Genomic DNA, 21,214 nt, shown 5'->3' on the forward strand with positions numbered 1-21,214 from the left:
AAAATGGCAGAATTAAATCAGGATAGTGGTAAAAAAGGCAAAGGCGGGAAAGTTCGGTCCAAGAAAAATGGTGGTAAGGTCGACCTTACAGCCATGGTGGATTTGGCCTTCCTATTGATTACCTTTTTCATGTTGACCACATCTTTAAATAAACCACAAGCGATGGACGTGGCGATGCCAGATAAAAATAAAGTTAAGGATGAGCCTCAGCCGGATTTATTGACAGCTGATAACCGTTCATTGACACTTTTATTGGGATCTGATAACAAAGTCTCTGTGATTTACGGACAAGTAAAAAATCCGATCGAAGGACCAACGACTGTTGGTTACGGAGCTGACGGTATTCGCAAGGTATTGCTGGAGAAAAAAGCCTATGTACCACGCGTTGCTGGCGGTAAGGATTTGATCGTTATCATTAGACCGAGTGATAAAAGCACGCAACGTAACCTAGTTGATATTCTTGACGAAATGAAAATCGTTGATATCAAACGTTACATGATTGCTAAAATCAGTCCAGAAGAAGTGGAGGTTTTAAAACGTGATAATATCTACAATGATTAATCATTTTTAGATAGCACGATAAAGTATAAAAATATGATAGGGTCAAAATTAGATATTTTTAAGAAAGAATGGCTTGAGGTCGTTTTTCAGGGACGTAACAAAGAATACGGAGCGTATGAGCTGCGTAAACTTGCCCCTAAAGCGACTAATAGAGGATTGCTTGTCGTTATCGGCGTAGTCGTTCTTGCCAGCCTTCTTCGTCTTTTCGGAGATAAAATTTTTCCGAAGAAACCTGTTGAAGCACCTCCTGCAGTAACAGAAGTTACCTTGGAAGACCTTGAAGAGATCAAACCACCAGAACCACCAGAAGAGGAGCCCCTTCCACAAGAACCGGAAGAGAAACCTCAGCAAGTGGCTATGGATGTGCCAAAAGAGGATTTGATTCGTTTTCCTGAGCCAAAAGTAGCTCCCGCAAATAAAGTTGTGGAAGAAGTTGCTTCTCAGGAAGAGTTGAAAGATCCAAACAAAACTCCGGCACGCATCACTTTGAAAGGTAGTCCTACAGGTACTTCGGTAGCACGTGGTGAGTTTGGTTCGAAGAAACAGGACGGTGGAATCACTGGTGTTTCAAAAGGAGATCCAAACGGTGATCCAAATGGAGATAAAATCTTTACGGCGGTAGAGGTGAATCCAGAGCCAATTGGAGGTATGAAAGCGTTTATGTCATGGATTTCTTCTAACTATGATTATCCGCAAGCGGCATTAGAAAATGGAATCAACGGTGTTGTGGAAGTTTCTTTCGTCGTGGAAAGAGATGGTAGCTTGACAGATATCAACGTAAAACGCGATTTGAAATATGGTACGGGAGATGCAGCTGTTAAGTTGTTGAAGAAAGCTAAAAAATGGAAACCAGGTATTCAAAATGGTCGTCCAGTTCGTGTAGCTTACACCCTGCCAATTCGTTTGAATACTATTCAAAATTAGAATGACAGATTTTAATTCGAATAATAATTCTAATTATAGACAGAAATCGCCTTTAAAGCGATTTCTGTCTATTTTAGGACTATTTATGTTTGGTTTTTATTTTGTTTTGGGCCTACTGATTATTTTTTGGGATAATTTTCCCATTGAGATTAATCCGACATACAAAACAGTCTTTGGCGTTGTATTGATCCTCTATTCTTTTATGCGGTTTGTACGACTTTGGCAAAACAATTTTAATTAGCGGCTGGCGCTCTTTTTAATTTCAATTAACTCTCTTCAAAAATTAAACTATTCTTTTATTTTAATTGTCTAATTATATGATGTATCGTATGAGAAAATATAGTGTAATTCTTGTAATGCTTGGACTTTGTGCAGGATTATTTCAATCTTGCAAAGACAGGACCAAGGAGAAAAAGGAGAGTGATGATATTCTAACGGGCAAACTGCCGGTGTTAGTCGATCAGACGTTATTGCCGATCATTAAAGAATCTGCTGATGTATTTGAGAGTTCTTATCCGAATTCTAGCCTTGAGCTGATGGCCAGGCCAGAAATCAAAACGGTCAATGCTTTGCTGGCGGATTCTGCTTATGTGGTCGTATTGACTAGAAAGCTCACCGCTCAGGAAGATGAATACTTTAAGAAGCGTGGTATTCAACCTAAAATTTTCCAGATGGCATCCGATGCTGTGGTATTAATCAATAATCGGAGTAGTGCTGATACTATAATGTCTCAAAAGAACGTTAAGTCTTTGTTGGAGGGTAGTGTAAGTGGCCAACGGTTGGTTTTTGATAATGCCAATTCAAGTACTTTACGTTTTTTAAAGGATTACTATAAGTTGGAGAAAATTGATCCAAAGGCTATTTCAGCGATGAAAGACAGCGAGGATGTGATGAAGTACATCAGTGAAAATGCTAATGCTGTGGGTGTTATCGGATATAATTGGTACTTGAAAGCAGTTGAAAAAAATTCGCAATTATTGGATAAAATTCGTACATTGAGCATCGAAAATGTTAGTGCGGGGGCAGACAAGGCACATTTTTATAAGCCATCACAGTCAACCATAGCCGACGGAGTGTATCCGTTCATAAGACCGGTTTACATTATGAACTATCAGCCCAACATGGGTTTGGGCCTAGGCTTCAGTGCTTTTTTGACAGGAGATCGCGGCCAGCGGATCATATTAAAAGCGGGATTAGTTCCTGCAACAATGCCCGGACGTGAGATCATTATTAGAGATGAGAGTTATATTAAATAGATAATAAATAGTACAAAAATAGATTATGACAAACAGTAAATTATTATTTAGTCTTTTATTGGCTGGGTCTGTGGGCACAGTAAGTGCACAGAGTTTGAAAGATGCTAGAGCAGCCATCGAGGCTGAAAACTATGGTAAAGCGAAAACTATTCTTCAACAGTTAGTGACTAAGCAACCTAAGAATGGAGATAATTATTTCTATTTGGGTCAAGTTTATTTGGTAAACGACAGAGCAGACTCTGCCGCTGCAATTTTCAACCAAGGTTTGACTAATGATCCAAAAGCGACAATTAACAACGTAGGTTTGGGTTATGTTGACTTACTGAAAAAGGATAAAGCTAGTGCTGAATCCAAGTTTGCTTTGGCAACTGCAAAATTAGGTAAAAAAGATTACGAGCCATTATTGGAAATCGGTCGTGCATATATCAATACGCCAGAGCCAGACTATGCGAAAGCTTTGGAATATCTGACACAAGCGAAAGCAAAAAATACCAAGGATATAGCCATTCCTTTAGCTTTAGGTGATGCGTACCGTGGATTGAGAGAAGGTTCGTTGGCGTATACCAGCTATGGTGACGCAATGGATATTGATCAAAATTCGGTTAAAGCCAAAGTTGGTCAGGCAATTATCGTTCGTGGCGCACAAGCCTATGACGAGGCTGTAACTCAATTGGAAGCGATTGTTGCTGAAACACCGACTTATGCACCGACTTATCGCGAGTTGGCTGAAACGTATTACCAATGGTCGAAAATGCCTGGAACGACAGATGAAAAATATGTTGAGTTGAACAAAAAAGGTGTTGAGCAATACAAAAAATATTTGGAAGTAGCGGGTGACAATACGTTGGAGGCAAAAATTCGTTATGCCGATTTCTTGGTTTATGCACGTCAATATGACGAGTTGAAAACTGTATCGGAAGAATTGGCTAAAAATCCTTCCATAGATCCAAAAATCTATCGTTATTTGGGATATATCGCGTTCCAAAAATCGAAAGATTATCCAAAAGCATTGGAATATTTGAACCAAATGTTCAGCAAAATGGAGAAAGACCGTGTGATCCCGCTGGATTATATGTACCTAGGTATGGCTGAAATTGCTACTAACAGTCCGAAACCTGCTGCTCCGGCTGCTGGTGCGGATAGTACAGCAACGGATAGCACGGCTGTAGCGGCTGCTCCAGTTTTGACTCCGGAAAACACAGCAAATATCCAAAAAGGTATTGCAAACATTAAGAAAGCGATTGAAGGAGATAAAGAATTGTTGGGTGAAGTTGCTGAATTGGCATTTGCGAAATACCAAGAGCAAGAATTACAGACTGCAATATCTTTATTCGGACTTGTAGGCGAGTATAAAGATTCTCCTTACTACTTCGATTCGCACTATTACGCTGGTGAGGGTAGCTACCAAATTGGTTTCAAAAAAGATACTCAAGCGAAAGATGCTGAAGGAAACTATGTTAATCAAGATTTAAGAAATCAAGCTATTGCTGATTTTGGTAATGCTCAAAAGGAGCTTACAATCATTGAAACTACCGATAATAAAGAGGCACAAGATAAATACTTAGTGAATGCGTTATATTACAAAGCATTTTCAGCTTTGGGAGCGGATGATATGGCGCAGCCAAAAGGTGATTTTGTTGCTGCATTCCAAAAATTGATTGATACAATTAATCAAAGAGGTACGCAAGAGAAAAATAAAGCGTATTTGGTAGATGGTTATACTTACATTGGTCTTTTTCATTACTTGAAGCAAGATACAGTGAAAGCAAAGCAAGCCTTCCAGAAAGTATTGGAAATTGATCCTGCAAACGAGGATGTTAAAGGATACTTAGACGCTTTGAAATAAGCTTAACTGAAATCATTCTAAATTAGGCGCAGATCGTACGATCTGCGCCTTTTTTGTTTTGATTTTAGTCATGGAATCTCTATATTTAAAGACAGTTACCAATATAAATTTTGATTGAGATGGAGCACGCCAATAGTATGCCGATAGATTACATACCTATATTAATACAGCTCATTGTAGCCGTAGGTTTTGGGGTAGGTACCATTATTATTACACATCTTATAGGGCCAAAAGTCCGGACGGAAAATAAGCTCGGGGCGTTTGAGTCCGGTGTAGAAGTCGTCGGAAATGCTCGGCAGCCTTTTTCAATTAAGTATTTTCTGGTCGCGATCCTGTTTGTCATTTTTGATGTTGAGGTTATTTTCATGTATCCATGGGCCGTCAATTTTAGAGAAATGGGCTTTCAGGGCTTGATCGAGATGTTTATTTTCATGGGATTGCTCTTATTGGGCTTTATCTATGTCATTAAGAAAAAAGCTTTGAACTGGGACTAAACAGTCCTGAAACGATTGGCTACAAGGGCCGATTGTACTTAAACCTTATAAATCGTCTTTTCATGAGTGATATAAAATTGGCAGAAGCTCCTCCGGGAGTAGAAGGCGCAGGATTCTTTGCGACAAGTTTGGATAAAGCGATCGGATTGGCACGTGCAAACTCATTGTGGCCCCTGCCTTTTGCCACATCCTGCTGTGGTATCGAATTTATGGCTACGATGGGTTCTACTTACGATTTGGCTAGATTCGGTGCAGAACGGCCAAGCTTTTCTCCGCGCCAGGCAGATATGCTGTTGGTCATGGGAACTATTGCAAAGAAGATGGCTCCTGTCCTGAGACAGGTCTATGTGCAGATGGCGGAGCCCCGTTGGGTGATTGCAGTGGGAGCCTGTGCTTCCAGTGGCGGGATCTTTGATACCTATTCTGTGTTACAGGGTATTGATGAGATTATTCCTGTGGACGTTTATGTGCCCGGTTGTCCTCCTCGGCCCGAGGCTATTTTGGATGGTGTATTGCGCTTACAGGATATCGTTAAAAATGAGTCCTTAAATAGGCGAAATACACCCGAATATAGGGCGCTATTAGAAAAATACGGTATACATACAAATAAATAAAGGATGGAGAACAGTTTTTTATTGGAGAAACTCCAAGGAAATTTTCCGGCAAAGATTGTAGAAATTCCAGATGCGCATCATTTATTGACCATTCTTGTGGATGTCGAAGATATCACCGCTGTGCTGCGCTTTCTGAAGTTGGACAATGAATTACAGTTTATTCATTTAACAGATATTACTGCGGTACATTATCCGCATCTGGAGAAAGAGTTTGCTGTTGTCTATCACATTCATAGTTTGATTCACAATATCCGTATACGAGTAAAAGTGTTTTTATATGGTCCAAATCCGGAAATACCAACAGCTACGGTTGTTTGGAAAGGGGCGAATTGGATGGAGCGTGAGACGTATGATTTTTTTGGTGTAAATTTTATAGGACATCCGGATTTGAGAAGAATCCTGAATGTTGACGATATGGATGTGTTTCCGATGCGAAAGGAATATCCTTTGGAAGATCCAAATCGAGTAGATAAGAAAGATTTGTATTTCGGCCGTTAATTTATATGATATGAGCGAGTTTATAAGCAAGATAACATCTAATCAGCCAGTTTTCGAGGATAATGATCCACAGGATGAGCTAATCACCCTGAATATTGGCCCTACGCACCCCGCTACACATGGGGTATTCCAGAATGTGGTGCAGATAGATGGGGAGCGTATCGTCAGTGGTGTTTCCACTATAGGCTATATTCATCGTGCTTTTGAAAAAATTGCTGAACACAGACCGTTTTATCAGATCACTCCACTCACGGATCGTTTAAATTATTGTTCAGCACCCATTAACAATATGGGCTGGCACATGACGGTTGAAAAACTGTTGGAAATCGAAATTCCAAAGCGCGTGCAATATATGCGGGTCATTGTGATGGAGCTCGCCCGTATAGCCGACCATATCATTTGCAATGGAATTTTGGGTGTCGATACAGGGGCTTTTTCTGGTTTCTTGTATGTGATGCAGGAACGTGAATTTATCTATGAGATCTTTGAAGAAATCTGTGGGGCGCGCCTGACGACAAATATTGGTCGTATTGGCGGATTTGAACGTGATTTCAATGCTGTTGCCTTTGAGAAAATCCGTGAATTTTTGAAACGCTATCCCCCGGTATTGAAAGAGTTTGAGGAGATGTTTGTGCGAAACAGGATCTTTATTGAACGAACTTCGGGTGTCGCTGCCGTTACTCCGGAGGAGGCATTGGATTACGGTTGGTCCGGACCAATCCTAAGGGCGACAGGTGTAGACTATGATATTCGGGTACAAAACCCCTACTGTTCGTATGAAGAGTTTGATTTTGATGTGCCTGTCGGAGCAACGGGGGATGTATATGACCGATTTATGGTCCGGAACGAGGAAATGTGGCAATCACTTCGCATCATTGAGCAAGCGTTGGAAAAAATAGAGAAAGAACCTAAAGGTGTGTTTCATGCGGAGGTGCCCGATTTTTATCTGCCACCGAAAGAACAGGTTTATACCAATATGGAAGCGCTGATCTATCACTTTAAAATCGTCATGGGTGAGGTAGACACACCTAAAGCTGAAGTATATCATTCGGTAGAGGGAGCAAACGGCGAACTGGGCTTTTATTTGATTCATGATGGCGGACGTTCGCCCTATCGTCTTCACTTTAGACGACCTTCTTTTGTCAATTATCAAATGTTTGCTCCAATGAGCGCAGGTATGTTGATATCAGATGCGATTTTAAATATGAGTAGTCTTAACGTTATAGCAGGAGAATTAGATGCTTAGTGTAAAACAACATAATGAAAATGTAACGTTTTCCCCGGAACTATTGGCAAAGTTTGGCGAAGTAGTGAGCCGTTATCCGGAAGGGAAGCAAAAATCAGGTCTATTACCCATTTTGCATTTGGTCCAAGCTGAATTTGGTTGGGTTAGCGCCGATGCAATGGATCAAGTAGCTGTTTATCTCCATATTTTACCTATTGAAGTCTATGAAGTTGCAACTTTCTATACGATGTTTCTGCTGGAACCCAAAGGTAAATATGTCCTGGAGATCTGCCGTACCGGCCCTTGTTGTTTAGTTGGCGCAGAGCGGATCATGGGACATTTGGAGCAAAAGCTTGGTGTAAGAGAAGGTGAAGTGACGACGGATGGGCTTTTCTCTTGGCGTGGTGTGGAATGCCTTGCTGCCTGCGGATTTGGTCCCGTTCTACAGATCGGGCCGGAATATACCTTTTATGAGAATTTGGATGAAGCTAAGGTGGACGAATTGATTGATAATTTAAAAGCTAAAACAGAATAATATGGCACGTAAACTTTTGTTGACACATATCGATGTTCCCGGCATCAATACCTTTGAGGTTTATCGTCAAAAAGGGGGCTATGTTGCTGTTGAAAAAGTAATAAAAACAATGTCTCCCGAAGATGTGGTTGAGGAGGTGAAAAAATCTGGACTACGTGGTAGAGGTGGCGCAGGCTTTCCGACAGGAATGAAATGGTCTTTTCTGGCCAAGCCAGAGGGGGTGCCGCGTTATTTGGTCTGTAATGCGGATGAGTCCGAACCGGGTACATTTAAGGACCGTTATTTGATGACACATATTCCACACGCATTGATCGAGGGGATGATTGTGTCCAGTTTTGCCCTTGGCGCAAATACATCTTATATCTATGTGCGCGGTGAAATGATGCCGCAGATCAGAATCTTGGAACGTGCCATTGCTGAAGCAAAGGCGAATGGATTTTTAGGTAAGAATATATTGGGCTCTGGCTATGATCTGGAGATTTATGTCCAACCGGGTGGAGGTGCATATATCTGTGGGGAGGAAACTGCATTATTGGAGTCTTTGGAAGGAAAACGGGGCAACCCTCGTATCAAACCTCCGTTCCCCGCTATAGCCGGATTATATAATTGCCCTACAGTAGTAAATAATGTGGAGTCTATTGCGGCAACTGTCCCTATCATTAATCTGGGCGGAGAAGAGTACGCAACCATCGGTGTCGAGCGTAGTACAGGGACTAAATTGATTTCAGCCAGTGGTAATATCGTTAAACCTGGGGTATATGAAATTGAACTGGGGCTATCGGTAGAAGAATTTATCTATTCGGATGAATACTGTGGTGGTATCGCTAATGGGAAGCGGATGAAGGCTGTTGTGGCCGGTGGTTCATCAGTCCCCATTCTGCCAGCAAACCTTATCCTGAAGACAGCTGCTGGAAATAGCCGTTTGATGACTTATGAATCCTTGTCCGACGGTGGTTTTCAAACAGGGACCATGCTTGGCTCGGGTGGTTTCATCGTATTTGACGAGGACCAATGTGTTGTTCGTAATACCTGGAACTTTGCCCGGTTCTATCACCATGAAAGCTGCGGACAATGTTCGCCCTGCCGTGAAGGAACCGGATGGATGGAAAAAGTGTTGCATAAAATTGAAAGTGGACATGGGGCTATGTCCGATATTGACTTGCTTTGGGACGTACAGCGTAAGATCGAGGGAAATACAATCTGCCCATTGGGTGATGCGGCGGCTTGGCCCGTAGCTGCAGCGATCAGACACTTTAGGGATGAATTTGAATGGCATATACTACATCCGGAGGAGTCACAAACAAGAAATTACGGATTGGCGCATTATGCGGATCCACTACAACCAATTGTATCATAATAAAAGCTGTAACGATAAATTATAACTATCATGGCAGAAGCGGAAGATGTAAAGTTTAAGGTCACAATCGACGGTATACCAGTAGAGGTCGCGCCGGGGACAACCATATTGAATGCTGCAAGGCAAATTGGTGGGGACATCGTTCCACCGGCTATGTGCTATTACTCTAAACTGGAAGGGAGTGGTGGGAAGTGTCGTACTTGTTTAGTTAAGGTCTCGAAAGGCTCTGAGAAGGATCCTCGGCCGATGCCAAAACTCGTGGCCTCCTGTCGAACGACTGTTATGGATGGCATGGAAGTGCAAAATATTACTTCGCCGGAGGTGGTCGAGGCCAGAAAGGGCGTCGTTGAGATTCTTTTGATTAATCATCCGCTGGATTGTCCGATCTGCGACCAAGCCGGAGAATGTAAGTTACAAGATCTAGGGTATGAACATGGCAGTGCCGATACACGCTATGAGTTTGATCGCCGAACATTTGAACAAATTGATCTGGGTGACAAAATACAATTGCATATGAACCGCTGTATCCTATGCTATCGTTGTGTTTATGTGGCCAACCAGTTGACGGATCAACGCGTACATGGTATTTTGGGCCGTGGGGATCATTCGGAGATATCTACTTATATCGAAAATATCATTGACAATGATTTTTCGGGAAACGTGATTGATGTCTGTCCGGTTGGCGCGTTGACCGATAAAACTTTCCGATTCAAAAATCGGGTCTGGTTTACAAAACCGGTAGATGCACATCGTGATTGTCCAACTTGTTCGGGCAAAGTGACATTATGGTACAAGGGCGAAGAAGTTATTCGGGTGACGGCGCGGAAAGATGAATTTGGCGAGGTGGAAGAATTTATTTGTAATACCTGTCGTTTTGACCAGAAAAAAACAAGCGATTGGATCTTGGATGAACCGACAGAAATTGATCCACAGTCTGTTATTTCTGCCAATCATTATGAACTATTTAATCCGCCAAAAGTGGTGAAGGAAAATCCGATACTTCAGCAGCAAAATCGCGAACAGCTGGCTAGAACTGAAAAATTGAAATAAGCACAAATCATGGAGTGGTCTTTTGTTATAGAAAAATTAATACTGGTGTCTGTGATCTTCGTCATTACTTTGGTAATTGCGATGTACTCAACACTTGCCGAGCGTAAAATAGCAGGTTTTATGCAGGATCGCTATGGTCCGGATCGGGCTGGTATATTTGGTCTCCTACAGCCATTGTGCGATGGTGGAAAGTTCTTCTTTAAGGAAGAGATTATTCCTGCCGGTGCACATAAGGTGCTCTTTATTGTCGGGCCGACCATTGCAATCATTACGGCCTGTATCAGTTCGGCAGTTATCCCTTGGGGACAGGAGTTACAGATTGGCGATCGTATGGTCTCACTGCAGGTGGCAGATGTCAATGTTGGTATATTGTACATGTTTGGGGTCATCGCATTGGGCGTATATGGCATCATGCTGGGCGGATGGGCGTCCAATAATAAATTTTCGTTAATGGGCGCGATTCGTGCGGCATCACAAAGTATCAGTTATGAAATTGCCATGGGACTTTCCATTATCGCATTGTTGATGGTGACGCAAAGTCTCTCGCTTAAAGAAATTGTAGCCCAACAATCGGGTTTTGTCAATTGGAATATCTGGGCACAGCCCCTCGGATTTATTATTTTTATGGTCTGCGCATTTGCAGAGTGTAACCGTGTTCCATTTGATTTACCGGAATGTGAAACGGAATTGGTCGGCGGTTATCATACAGAGTATTCTTCGATGAAATTGGGCCTTTATATGTTCTCGGAATACATCAATATGTTTGTGTCCTCGGCATTGATGGCGTCACTGTATTTCGGAGGGTATAACTTCCCTTTTATGAATGACCTTGGGCTGTCTGCAAATTGGATCACAGTTATTGGTGTCATTGTATTCTTCCTGAAAATATTTGGATTTATCTTTTTCTTTATGTGGGTACGTTGGACTTTGCCACGGTTCCGTTATGATCAATTGATGAATCTGGGCTGGAAGATGCTGATTCCACTGGCCATTGCCAATATTGTACTTACAGGGGTATTCACATTGATAAAAGATACTTATTTCTCATCATAATAAGAAAGGATTTTTATGCAACTAAGCAATCGTAAGAAAGTAATCGAACAAAAACCAATGACCTTTTCGGAAAAAATTTATTTTCCGGCAATTGTCAGGGGGTTGCGGATTACATTGAGACATTTTTTTAAGAAAATCCCCACTGTCAAATATCCTGAGGAAATAAGACCCTATTCGAAGAATTTTAGGGGACAACATTCGTTAAAGCGGGATGAGGAGGGACGCGAGCGCTGTACAGCATGCGGATTATGTGCGTTGTCATGTCCTGCGGAAGCAATTACAATGACTGCTGCTGAACGTAAAAAGGGTGAAGAACACCTCTATCGTGAAGAGAAGTATGCGTCGGTTTATGAAATTAACATGTTACGTTGTATTTTCTGTGGTCTTTGTGAAGAAGCCTGTCCAAAAGAGGCCATTTATTTGGACGGCCCACATGTGACAGCGGATTACTTACGTAAGGATTTTATCTATGGGAAGGATAAGCTGGTCGAGCCGACCTTTGATATTACCAAATTAAAGAGCTAATTCAAGAAATTATGACAGTATTTTATTTAGTAGCCTTCTTGTCTATTTTCTTTGCGCTGATGACCATCTTTACGAAGAACCCCGTGCATAGTGTATTGTATCTGGTCATTACCTTTTTCACATTTACAGTGCATTACATTTTATTGAATGCTCAGTTTTTGGCTGTGGTCAATTTTATTGTCTATATGGGGGCGATCATGGTACTCTTTTTATTTGTACTTATGTTGCTCAATTTAAATAAGGATACCGAACCGATGAAGTCCAATCTGGTCAAATTTATGGGGGTAATTGCGGGCTGCTGCTTAGTGGTCACCTTTTTTGGAGTGTATCGTGTGTTTGAGATCTCCAACCCTTTGACAGTCGTTAATCCTGAAATTGGACTGGTAAAAAATCTGGGCAAGGTATTGTTTAACGAATTTTTGCTTCCTTTTGAGCTGTCTTCTTTATTATTATTGACAGCCATGATCGGAGCGATATTATTAGCTAAGAAAGAACCTAAACAAATCTAATGGAAACAGTTGTTCAACAGTTGCAGGGCGTACCAATAAATCATTATTTGATTTTTTGCACTATTATTTTTGCTATTGGTGTGGTCGGTGTGCTTATCCGTCGTAACGTAATCATTATTATGATGTCCATCGAATTAATGCTTAACGCTGTCAACCTGCTGTTAGCAGCTTTTTCGGTGCAGCATGGTGATTCATCAGGGCAGGTGTTTGTCTTCTTCATTATGGCTCTTGCGGCTGCGGAGGTCGCAGTCGGCCTGGCTATTATTATTATGGTATATCGGAATACGAAGTCTGTGGATATCGATTCCTTAAATAAACTTCGTTGGTAGAACTTAAGAAATAAATACGATGAGTGAATTAATTTGGTTGATTCCCCTTTTGCCCTTGATCGGGTTTATAGTGAATGGATTGGGCAGAAATGCATTTTCCAAAGGTATGATCGGCGCTTTGGGCAGTGCCGTGGTGCTTATTTCTTTTATCTGCAGTTGCATCCTTTTTTCTGAAGTATATCAATCAAGACAGGCGGGACAGGCAGGAATTATCGAACAACATGTATTTGACTGGATCTCTGTAGGAAATCTCAAAATAAGTCTTTCCTTTTTAGTGGATCCATTAAGTGCAATTATGTTGTTGATTGTCACTGGTATTGGTTTCTTGATCCATATTTATTCCATTGGGTATATGCATCACGATAAGGGATTTGGTAAGTTTTTCGCCTACTTGAATCTATTTATTTTCTTCATGCTATTGTTGGTGTTGGGTGCTAACTATCTGGTCATGTTTATTGGCTGGGAAGGTGTAGGCCTCTGTTCTTACCTGCTCATTGGATTTTGGTATAAAAACACTTCGTATGCAAATGCTGCGAAAAAAGCATTTGTGATGAATAGAATTGGTGATCTAGGATTCTTGTTGGCGGTATTTCTGATATTGGGAACTTTTGGTTCTCTCGAATTTTCTACGGTATTTGCGGGGGCGAAGAATTTTGCTGCGGGAGACATCGCTGTCGTGAGCATCACCATATTGCTCTTTATCGCCGCAACGGGTAAATCAGCACAAATTCCCTTGTTTACTTGGCTACCGGATGCTATGGCTGGCCCTACGCCTGTATCGGCCTTGATACACGCCGCGACCATGGTGACAGCAGGTATCTATATGATCGCACGGTCAAATGTATTATTCGTACTTTCACCGATTACCCTACAACTGATTTCCATCATTGCAATTTGTACCGCCTTGCTGGCCGCAGCTATCGCATTAACACAAAATGATATTAAGAAAGTACTGGCTTATTCGACAGTTTCACAATTGGGCTATATGTTTCTCGGCCTTGGTGTAGGCGCTTTTACAGGGGCATTCTTTCATGTATTGACCCATGCATTCTTTAAAGCTTTACTCTTTCTCGGTGCCGGATCAGTGATTCATGGGATGAGTGATGAACAAGATATGCGAAAAATGGGTGGATTGAAGAAAGCAATGCCGATCACTTATATGACCATGCTTATTGGAACGATTGCAATCGCGGGTATTCCACCGTTTTCCGGATTTTTCTCCAAAGATGAGATATTAGCTCATGCTTTTGCAGCCAATCCGCTCTTATGGGGCCTCGGATTTTTGGGCGCGTTAATGACAGCTTTCTATATGTTTAGAATGCTATTTATGACGTTCTCTGGTACGTTCAGGGGCACGGACGATCAAAAACATCACCTGCACGAATCACCCAAGAGTATGACTGTCCCTTTAATGGTATTAGCAGTGCTTTCTGTTGTTGGTGGAGCGATCAATTTACCGGCAGCGCTAGGTGGAAACCACTGGCTGGAAGATTTTCTGGCACCGGTATTTGCCGAGGGAAAGGCATTGGTGCCTGCTGCACATCATTTGGAGCATAGTACCGAATATATGCTGATGGCGGTTTCTGTAGTCGGTGTACTCATTATGGTTGCCCTTGCTTACAATATTTACGTCAAACGTCAGCAGACACCTGAGGGAGATGAAGTTCCGCGTGGTTTTCTGGCAAATCTTTCCTACCATAAATTTTATGTGGATGAACTATATGATGCGGTTATTGTACGTCCGATCAACTGGCTGTCGAGTTTCTTTGGCAATGTGGTGGATCAACGTGGGATCGACGGGATCGTCAATGGCGCTGGTAAAGCGACATTTGATACTGGAAAAGTGCTCCGCCTGTTGCAAAATGGAAATGTTGGCTTTTATTTATTGATGATGGTAATTGGAGTGATTGCTATTTTCATTTATGGATTTTTGAGTCTTTAATATTTAGTATAATCGATGGATAACCTTTTTCTACTTATTTTATTGCCGTTAATAAGCGCATTGATTTTAGCGCTATTAAAGACTAATGCCGCAAAGTTAATCGCGTTGATTTTATCACTAGTGTCGCTGGCATTGACTATTCCGTTCCTGTGTCAATTTGACCCAAATGGCGGAATGCAATTTGAAAAAAATTGGGCGTGGATTTCGGCATTACATATTCATTTTCACCTCGGGATAGATGGGATTAGTTTACCGTTGATCTTGTTGACCAATGGATTGATGCCCTTTATTATTGCAACTACTTTTGCTAAAAACTATAAAGGTAATTTTTATGCCTTGATGGCATTTATGCAGGCGGGATTACTGCTTGTATTTATGGCATTGGATGCTTTTACATTTTATGTTGGTTGGGAGATCGCGTTGATTCCGATTTATTTTATCTGCGCGCTTTGGGGCGAAGGTGATCGTATCCGGGTTAATCTAAAGTTTTTCATTTATACCTTTCTGGGAAGCCTTCTGATGTTGATCGGGATTCTTTATCTCTATCAGCAAGTGCCTAACCATGATTTTGAGTGGACTTCCTTTATCGCGTTGGAATTGGAAGATAATACGCAGCGTTGGTTATTTTGGGCATTTTTTATTGCGTTTGCGATTAAGATTCCCATTTTTCCATTTCATACCTGGCAACCCAATACCTACACAAATGCTCCGGCGGCGGGCACGATGTTATTAGCTGGTATTATGCTGAAAATGGGGGTATATGGTTTGATGCGCTGGTTATTGCCGGTGGTTCCTACGGGAGTAGCATTGTATGGACAATTTGCAATGATCCTATGTGTCATCGGGATTGTGTATGCTTCTATCATTGCCATAAAACAGGATGACGCCAAGCGGTTGATCGCCTATTCCTCTATTGCACACGTTGGGCTGATCAGTGCGGGGGTTTTCTCTTGGAATACGAATGGCCTAAGTGGGGCAACGATACAAATGTTAAATCATGGTATTTCAGTTGTCGGTCTTTTTTATGTGCTGGATATTGTACAGCAGCGTACACAGACACGACGCCTGTCTGAACTTGGCGGAATAGCAAGCAAAGCGCCAAAACTGGCCATATTTTTCATGATTATCTGTATGGGCGCTGTGGGATTGCCGTTAACGAATGGTTTTATTGGTGAGTTTCTGCTGTTGAAAGGTGTATTTCAATATGGATTCTGGTTTGCAGTTTTTGCCGGATTAACGCTGATATTAGGGGCTGTGTATATGCTTCGTCTTTATCAGCAGACGATGTTGGGAGAAACAACGGACAGGACGATACAGTTTGAGGATGTAAAAGGACGAGAGATCCTTGTATTGGGTTTGATCTCTTTGTTGATTCTCTATATCGGTATATTCCCGAATTTCCTATTGAATCTTTCTGCGGGTTCTGTGGAAGTTTTAAGTACATTTTTAGGCAGATAAATAGATATATCAAATTGTATGGGAGCTATAATTACACTTTCAATATTAGCATTAGTTGTTCTTTATCTTGGTTTGTTCAAGGCAAAAACACTGCTTCTACCTGTTTCTATCCTTGGATTCTTGATTGCCATTGGTTTCTTGTTGAACGACTGGACAATAGACAAGGGACCACTTTTTAGCGGGATGGTCCATTTTGATCATTATGCGATTGCTTTTTCGGTCTTATGTATTGCTGTTACGTTGTGTATATTTATTATCTCAAAGGGCTATTTTGATGAAGGTGGGCAAGTGGCGGAATATTATTCATTATTGATATTTTCATTGACAGGAGCTGTTCTGGTAAGCAGCTATCATAATTTTTCCATGCTCTTTTTGGGTATTGAAATCATGTCTGTCGCACTTTATATTTTGGTAGGTATCCGTAAACGGGATAAAGCGTCAAATGAGGCGGCACTGAAATACTTTTTGATGGGGGCATTTTCCACCGGATTTTTGTTATTTGGGATCGCTTTATTGTATGGAGCGACAGGTTCATTTGATTTGGAGGAGATAAAAGCATATGTTGTAAACAACCCCAATACGATCTCACCTTTATTTTATGGTGGTATCTTATTGCTGATTGTTGGTCTCACCTTTAAAGTTGGTGCGGCACCATTTCACTTTTGGACACCGGATGTCTATGATGGAGCACCTATCTTGATCACAAGTTATATGAGTACTGTCGTCAAAGTGGCTTCTTTTGCGGGGTTATTACGGTTGTTTAGCTACAGTTTACTTCCTTTACAAGATTTTTGGACACCAGTATTCCTGATCATCGCGATTATTACCTTGTTTGTCGGAAATATTTCCGCTGTCATGCAATCTTCTTTCAAGCGTATGCTGGCGTACTCCAGTATTTCTCACGCAGGCTACATGCTGTTCGCCATTATAGCGGTCGGGGCTACTTCAGCCAATAGTATTTTCGCTTATGGGCTAGCGTATTCACTTGCGACAATTGTTGCGTTTACTGGGTTGATCCTTGTCAAGAAGACAACGGGATCAGAGCATTTTGAAGCATTTAACGGATTAGGAAAACGAAATCCAATGTTGGCATTTGCAATCACTGTAGCCATGCTTTCACTTGCCGGTATTCCATTAACCGCAGGGTTTATTGGTAAGTTTATGATGTTCTCATCAGTCATGGAGAATTACCATATTGTGTTGTTGGTGTTAGCGGTTATCAATGCCGCAATCGCAGTCTATTATTATTTGAAAGTGGTGGTTGCGATGTATTTTAGAGACAGCGAAGAATCCTGTGTAAATGTGCAATGGAATTACTCATTCATTCTATTGCTTGCGGTTGGATTGACCATCCTTATCGGCGTATATCCAGACTGCCTTTTAAAGTTAATATAAAATTTCTGTTAAAATACTTGTTGTTTATTAAAGCATAGCGATATCGTTATGCTTTTTTTATATTTATTGGTATAACTCTTGAATACAAATTGTATATTGTAAAAAAGAAATCCTATCAGTTTGAAGATGGTGTTTAAAGTGTGTGTTAAATCTTTTTCAATAAGCTTTTTTAGTGTGTTAGTGTTCCTGCTGTTCGGGGGGGAAGTGGTTGCGCAAGAATTTCTTCGCGGTAAGGTTGTTGATGCACAGACGGGCAAGGGAATTGCACGTGTATCGATAAACTGGGTCGGCGAGGAGGGAGGAGGTATCAGCGATACGCTTGGCTACTTTAAGATTCAGGATATAAAACAACATCGGCAATTGACATTTGGGGCAGTGGGATATGAGCGAAGGACGATAGACGTACACCGGGGCCCTGATACGTTGATGACTGTTCGGTTGACGTCGAAAGACAATACGCTGGATATGGTTGTCATCAATCGAAAAAATAGGAAACCAAAGGATCCTGCAATTGCGCTGATAGAACAGGTCATTGCCCATCGTCCGCAAAATCATTATACCCGTATTCCCGAGATCCGTTTTGATGAGTACGAGAAGACGCAATTTGGCTTTGTGAACCCAGAAGATAAAGCAAAAAAAGTTCCAAAGCCTTTTCGGTTTCTTTTTGAAAATATTGACTCGACGGTATTTCGAGGCGTAACGATAGCTCCATTCTACATGGAAGAAAATTATGCAAACGTCTATTCATCGCATGATCCTAACCGGAGTAAAAAGATTGTCACTAGCCACAATCAGACAGAACTAAATCCCCGTTTTTTCAATAACGACAATTGGCAGACCCGTTTCCAGACCATACTTCGGAACGTCGATCTCTACGAGAATAATATACAAATCGCAAATAAGGGGATTTTGAGTCCGATAGCCACAGGCGCCACCACCTTTTATAAATACCATATAGAGGATACCGTCCAGATAGCTGGTAAAGACTATATCGAACTTCATTTTGAGGGTAAATCCAAGATTGATTTACTTTTCTACGGTGTTCTCCTTATCTCAGACGATACGCGGTTTGCTGTTCAACAGGCCACATTGAATATTGGAAAGGCGGCAAATATCAACTGGATCAATGATGTACAGATCGATTTAGGCTACAGCGAATTTAAAAACGGTAGTATGATTCCGGTACATACCGATTTAAAGATATTGTTTGGTGCAAGTAAATCGGATGTTTTATATGGACGTAGGGAAACGAAATACCTAGGACACCGGACAGACTCGATCTCGAATGATAACTTTGCGGGTGTGCCCGTTGAAAAAAGATACCTGCTTCAATCCGCGGCAAAGGTTCCGATGATTCAAGTCAGACCTGCACCGCTGAGCAAAGCTGAATTGGAGGCCTACCAGAAAGTGGATTCCGTTCAAAATATGCGCTCCTTCAACCAGTTGGTTGCTTTGGGGTACCTATTGGCAAAGGGCTATTACAATGCCGGAAAATTTGAGTTCGGACCGTTGGAGTACCTCTATAGCCGGAATAATTATGAAGGTAACCGTATCCGGCTGAGTGGCCGGACGACACGTCTGTTTTCCGAAAAGGCATTTATAGAAGGGTATGCCGCTTATGGCGATAAAGACAAGGAGATAAAATATTATCTAAGTACAGCATTTACCCTAAATGGCGAGCGTATTGTCCAGTTTCCAGCAAACTACCTGCGCTTTACTGTACAGCACGATGTCATGGAGCCCGGTCGTAATCTAGGCTTTCTAAAAGGCGACGGATTTTTCCGATCTTTTGGAAAGAATAGGCCAAATAAATGGCAATTTAACGATTTCTACCGTCTTGATCATCTGATTGAGTTTGGTAACCATGTGAGTATCGGCACAGCATTTACGCATACCCGCAGACAGCCAAGGGGTGATTTATTTTATATCAATACGCTACCCAGCCCCGATACCATCCGTAGGGTAAATACAAACGATTTACAAGTCATCCTACGCTGGGCTCCAAACGAGGATTTTACTTACCATAACCTAGATCGTGGTACAGTAGAAAATAAATACCCGATTTTTACACTTCAATATAACAGGGGTCTGAAAGGCTTTTGGGGAGCAGATTATAGTTATGATGCCTTACGGTTCAGTGTGTTCAAACGGATGTTTTTATCTCCGGCCGGACAGGCAGATTTTGAGTTCTCCGGAGGAAGGATCTGGGGTAAACATTTGCCGTATACCCTATTGGAGCTCCCCGATGTCTCCAAAGATAAAGCAGGGCCGCTGGTCAACTTTGATTTGATGGCCACTTCAGAGTTTGCATCCGACCAGTTTTTAAAATTGACCTATCATCATAACTGGAACGGGTTTTTCTTTAATAGAATCCCTTTGTTCAGAAAACTGAAATGGCGTGAACTGACAGGTTTTAAAGCTTTTTATGGAAAACTGAGCGATGTGAATAACCCTTTTGTAACGCCTGAAAATATTCAATTTGAAGCCGATAAAAATGGTATTGTCCAAACAAAAGCCCTGCGCAATAAACCCTATGTTGAAGGTTTGGTCGGTGTGGATAATATCTTTAAATTGCTTAGATTAGAGTATAAAAAGAGATTGAGCTACAAAGGTGGAGAAGGGGTGCCTTCAGATACCTTTACAGCATCCATACATTTTAATTTTTAGCTTTATGACCCAATATTCGAATTTAAAATATGAGGTTAAAGATAGCATCGGCTATATCCTAATAGATCGTGAACCTCAAATGAACGCCCTGAATCAAGAGACACTTGATGAATTACAGGAAATTTTTAAGCACTTCAATGCAGATAGCCATGTCCGTGGTATTATATTGACGGGAGCAGGCCAGAAAGCATTTGTCGCTGGGGCGGATATTAAGGAGTTTACTGACTTGTCAGTTGTTCAGGCACGTTGGTTAAGTGAGCGCGGGCATATCATTTTTACAGATCTTATTGAGGGAGCGCCAAAACCCGTTATTGCGGCCATCAACGGCTACGCTTTAGGTGGTGGACTTGAGATGGCGCTGGCTTGTCATATGCGTATTGCTTCTGAAAATGCAAAAATGGGACTTCCTGAAGTTTCGTTGGGACTGATTCCGGGTTATGGTGGGACACAGCGCTTGCCCGCTTTGATCGGAAAGGGGCAAGCTATGCAGATGATTTTGACCGGCGATATGGTTGATGCGCATAAAGCCTATGAAATGGGGCTGGTGAACGAAGTGGTTCCACAGGAAAAGCTGATTTCGCGTGCCGAAGAAATACTTCGGAAAATATTTACACGTTCACGTGTCGCGGTTGCCAACGCCATAGATGCCATCAATGCGGCTGCGGACAAAAAGCGGGATGGTAACAAAGTCGAGATGGATGCGTTTGGACACCTGTTCGGAACAGAAGATTTTAAAGAAGGGGTTTCGGCTTTTCTGGAGAAGAGACCACCCAATTTTCCGCTATAGTATAGGCCGTCTTACAGCATTAGAAAGATAGAAAGCTTCTCAAATTAATGGGAAGCTCTTCTTTTGTCCAAGACTTTACTTAGGCAGTAATAACTTCGAAACAGCGTATAAATTTGGTGCCCTTTAACAGAACTACTATTTGAAGCTTTGGTGTGCCAGAGAGTTTCTCAGCATAGACTATGGGGTTGT

General features: G+C 41.7%; 20 protein-coding genes. All 20 read left to right on the top strand.

Going from position 1 to position 21,214, the window contains the following annotated elements; all coding sequences use genetic code 11:
• Nucleotides 1–3: 3 nt before the first annotated feature.
• The 20 genes from DCO56_RS14935 to DCO56_RS15035 all read left to right on the top strand — a co-directional run bounded on the left by DCO56_RS14935 (nt 4) and on the right by DCO56_RS15035 (nt 21,025).
• Nucleotides 4–561 carry an ExbD/TolR family protein gene (locus tag DCO56_RS14935; protein WP_104383478.1) on the top strand — a complete coding sequence of 186 codons (558 nt, stop codon included), beginning with the start codon at nt 4–6 and terminating at the stop codon, nt 559–561.
• Between the two features lie 33 nt (nt 562–594).
• The gene (locus tag DCO56_RS14940; protein ID WP_108634594.1) at nt 595–1,485 is read left to right on the top strand and encodes a TonB family protein; all 891 of its coding nucleotides are present in this window, start codon (nt 595–597) and stop codon (nt 1,483–1,485) included.
• A 329-nt stretch (nt 1,486–1,814) separates the two neighbouring features.
• Nucleotides 1,815–2,741 (top strand): PstS family phosphate ABC transporter substrate-binding protein, encoded by a 927-nt coding sequence (locus tag DCO56_RS14950; RefSeq protein ID WP_165309462.1) that lies wholly within the window; start codon nt 1,815–1,817, stop codon nt 2,739–2,741.
• Nucleotides 2,742–2,766: 25 nt separating this feature from the next.
• The gene (locus tag DCO56_RS14955; protein WP_108634596.1) at nt 2,767–4,587 is read left to right on the top strand and encodes a tetratricopeptide repeat protein; all 1,821 of its coding nucleotides are present in this window, start codon (nt 2,767–2,769) and stop codon (nt 4,585–4,587) included.
• Nucleotides 4,588–4,706: 119 nt separating this feature from the next.
• Nucleotides 4,707–5,081, top strand: coding sequence for an NADH-quinone oxidoreductase subunit A (locus DCO56_RS14960; protein ID WP_108634597.1), 375 nt, complete (start codon nt 4,707–4,709; stop codon nt 5,079–5,081).
• Nucleotides 5,082–5,143: 62 nt separating this feature from the next.
• Entirely contained in the window at nt 5,144–5,695 is a 552-nt protein-coding gene (locus DCO56_RS14965) for an NADH-quinone oxidoreductase subunit B (RefSeq protein ID WP_104383484.1), read from the top strand.
• A gap of 3 nt (nt 5,696–5,698) precedes the next feature.
• Nucleotides 5,699–6,193 carry an NADH-quinone oxidoreductase subunit C gene (locus tag DCO56_RS14970; RefSeq protein ID WP_108634598.1) on the top strand — a complete coding sequence of 165 codons (495 nt, stop codon included), beginning with the start codon at nt 5,699–5,701 and terminating at the stop codon, nt 6,191–6,193.
• Nucleotides 6,194–6,203: 10 nt separating this feature from the next.
• Nucleotides 6,204–7,439 carry an NADH-quinone oxidoreductase subunit D gene (locus DCO56_RS14975; RefSeq protein WP_181390567.1) on the top strand — a complete coding sequence of 412 codons (1,236 nt, stop codon included), beginning with the start codon at nt 6,204–6,206 and terminating at the stop codon, nt 7,437–7,439.
• Nucleotides 7,432–7,953: an NADH-quinone oxidoreductase subunit NuoE family protein gene (locus tag DCO56_RS14980; protein ID WP_108634599.1), complete on the top strand. Its 522-nt coding sequence runs from the start codon at nt 7,432–7,434 to the stop codon at nt 7,951–7,953. Before DCO56_RS14975 ends, DCO56_RS14980 begins: the two co-directional genes overlap by 8 nt.
• Nucleotide 7,954: 1 nt before the next feature.
• Nucleotides 7,955–9,310: an NADH-quinone oxidoreductase subunit NuoF gene (nuoF, locus tag DCO56_RS14985; protein WP_108634600.1), complete on the top strand. Its 1,356-nt coding sequence runs from the start codon at nt 7,955–7,957 to the stop codon at nt 9,308–9,310.
• A gap of 30 nt (nt 9,311–9,340) precedes the next feature.
• Nucleotides 9,341–10,360, top strand: a complete 1,020-nt coding sequence (locus DCO56_RS14990; RefSeq protein WP_104383488.1) for an NADH-quinone oxidoreductase subunit G — start codon at nt 9,341–9,343, stop codon at nt 10,358–10,360.
• Between the two features lie 9 nt (nt 10,361–10,369).
• Entirely contained in the window at nt 10,370–11,413 is a 1,044-nt protein-coding gene (gene nuoH / locus DCO56_RS14995) for an NADH-quinone oxidoreductase subunit NuoH (RefSeq protein WP_108634601.1), read from the top strand.
• Between the two features lie 15 nt (nt 11,414–11,428).
• The gene (locus DCO56_RS15000) at nt 11,429–11,938 is read left to right on the top strand and encodes a NuoI/complex I 23 kDa subunit family protein (protein WP_108634602.1); all 510 of its coding nucleotides are present in this window, start codon (nt 11,429–11,431) and stop codon (nt 11,936–11,938) included.
• A gap of 11 nt (nt 11,939–11,949) precedes the next feature.
• Nucleotides 11,950–12,447, top strand: coding sequence for an NADH-quinone oxidoreductase subunit J family protein (locus DCO56_RS15005; protein ID WP_108634603.1), 498 nt, complete (start codon nt 11,950–11,952; stop codon nt 12,445–12,447).
• Nucleotides 12,447–12,776 (top strand): NADH-quinone oxidoreductase subunit NuoK, encoded by a 330-nt coding sequence (gene nuoK / locus DCO56_RS15010; protein WP_108634604.1) that lies wholly within the window; start codon nt 12,447–12,449, stop codon nt 12,774–12,776. The genes DCO56_RS15005 and nuoK overlap by 1 nt, the downstream gene beginning before the upstream one ends.
• 19 nt (nt 12,777–12,795) lie before the next feature.
• On the top strand, nt 12,796–14,718 hold the full coding sequence (gene nuoL, locus DCO56_RS15015; protein WP_108634605.1) for an NADH-quinone oxidoreductase subunit L: 1,923 nt from the start codon (nt 12,796–12,798) through the stop codon (nt 14,716–14,718).
• A gap of 15 nt (nt 14,719–14,733) precedes the next feature.
• On the top strand, nt 14,734–16,176 hold the full coding sequence (locus DCO56_RS15020; protein ID WP_108634606.1) for a complex I subunit 4 family protein: 1,443 nt from the start codon (nt 14,734–14,736) through the stop codon (nt 16,174–16,176).
• Between the two features lie 18 nt (nt 16,177–16,194).
• Entirely contained in the window at nt 16,195–17,571 is a 1,377-nt protein-coding gene (locus DCO56_RS15025; protein ID WP_108634607.1) for an NADH-quinone oxidoreductase subunit N, read from the top strand.
• Nucleotides 17,572–17,745: 174 nt separating this feature from the next.
• Nucleotides 17,746–20,238 (top strand): DUF5686 family protein, encoded by a 2,493-nt coding sequence (locus DCO56_RS15030; protein ID WP_181390568.1) that lies wholly within the window; start codon nt 17,746–17,748, stop codon nt 20,236–20,238.
• Nucleotides 20,239–20,242: 4 nt separating this feature from the next.
• On the top strand, nt 20,243–21,025 hold the full coding sequence (locus tag DCO56_RS15035) for an enoyl-CoA hydratase/isomerase family protein (protein ID WP_108634609.1): 783 nt from the start codon (nt 20,243–20,245) through the stop codon (nt 21,023–21,025).
• The last annotated feature ends 189 nt before the right edge of the window (nt 21,026–21,214 follow it).

Source organism: Sphingobacterium athyrii, from assembly GCF_003071065.1.
Lineage (GTDB): Bacteria > Bacteroidota > Bacteroidia > Sphingobacteriales > Sphingobacteriaceae > Sphingobacterium > Sphingobacterium athyrii.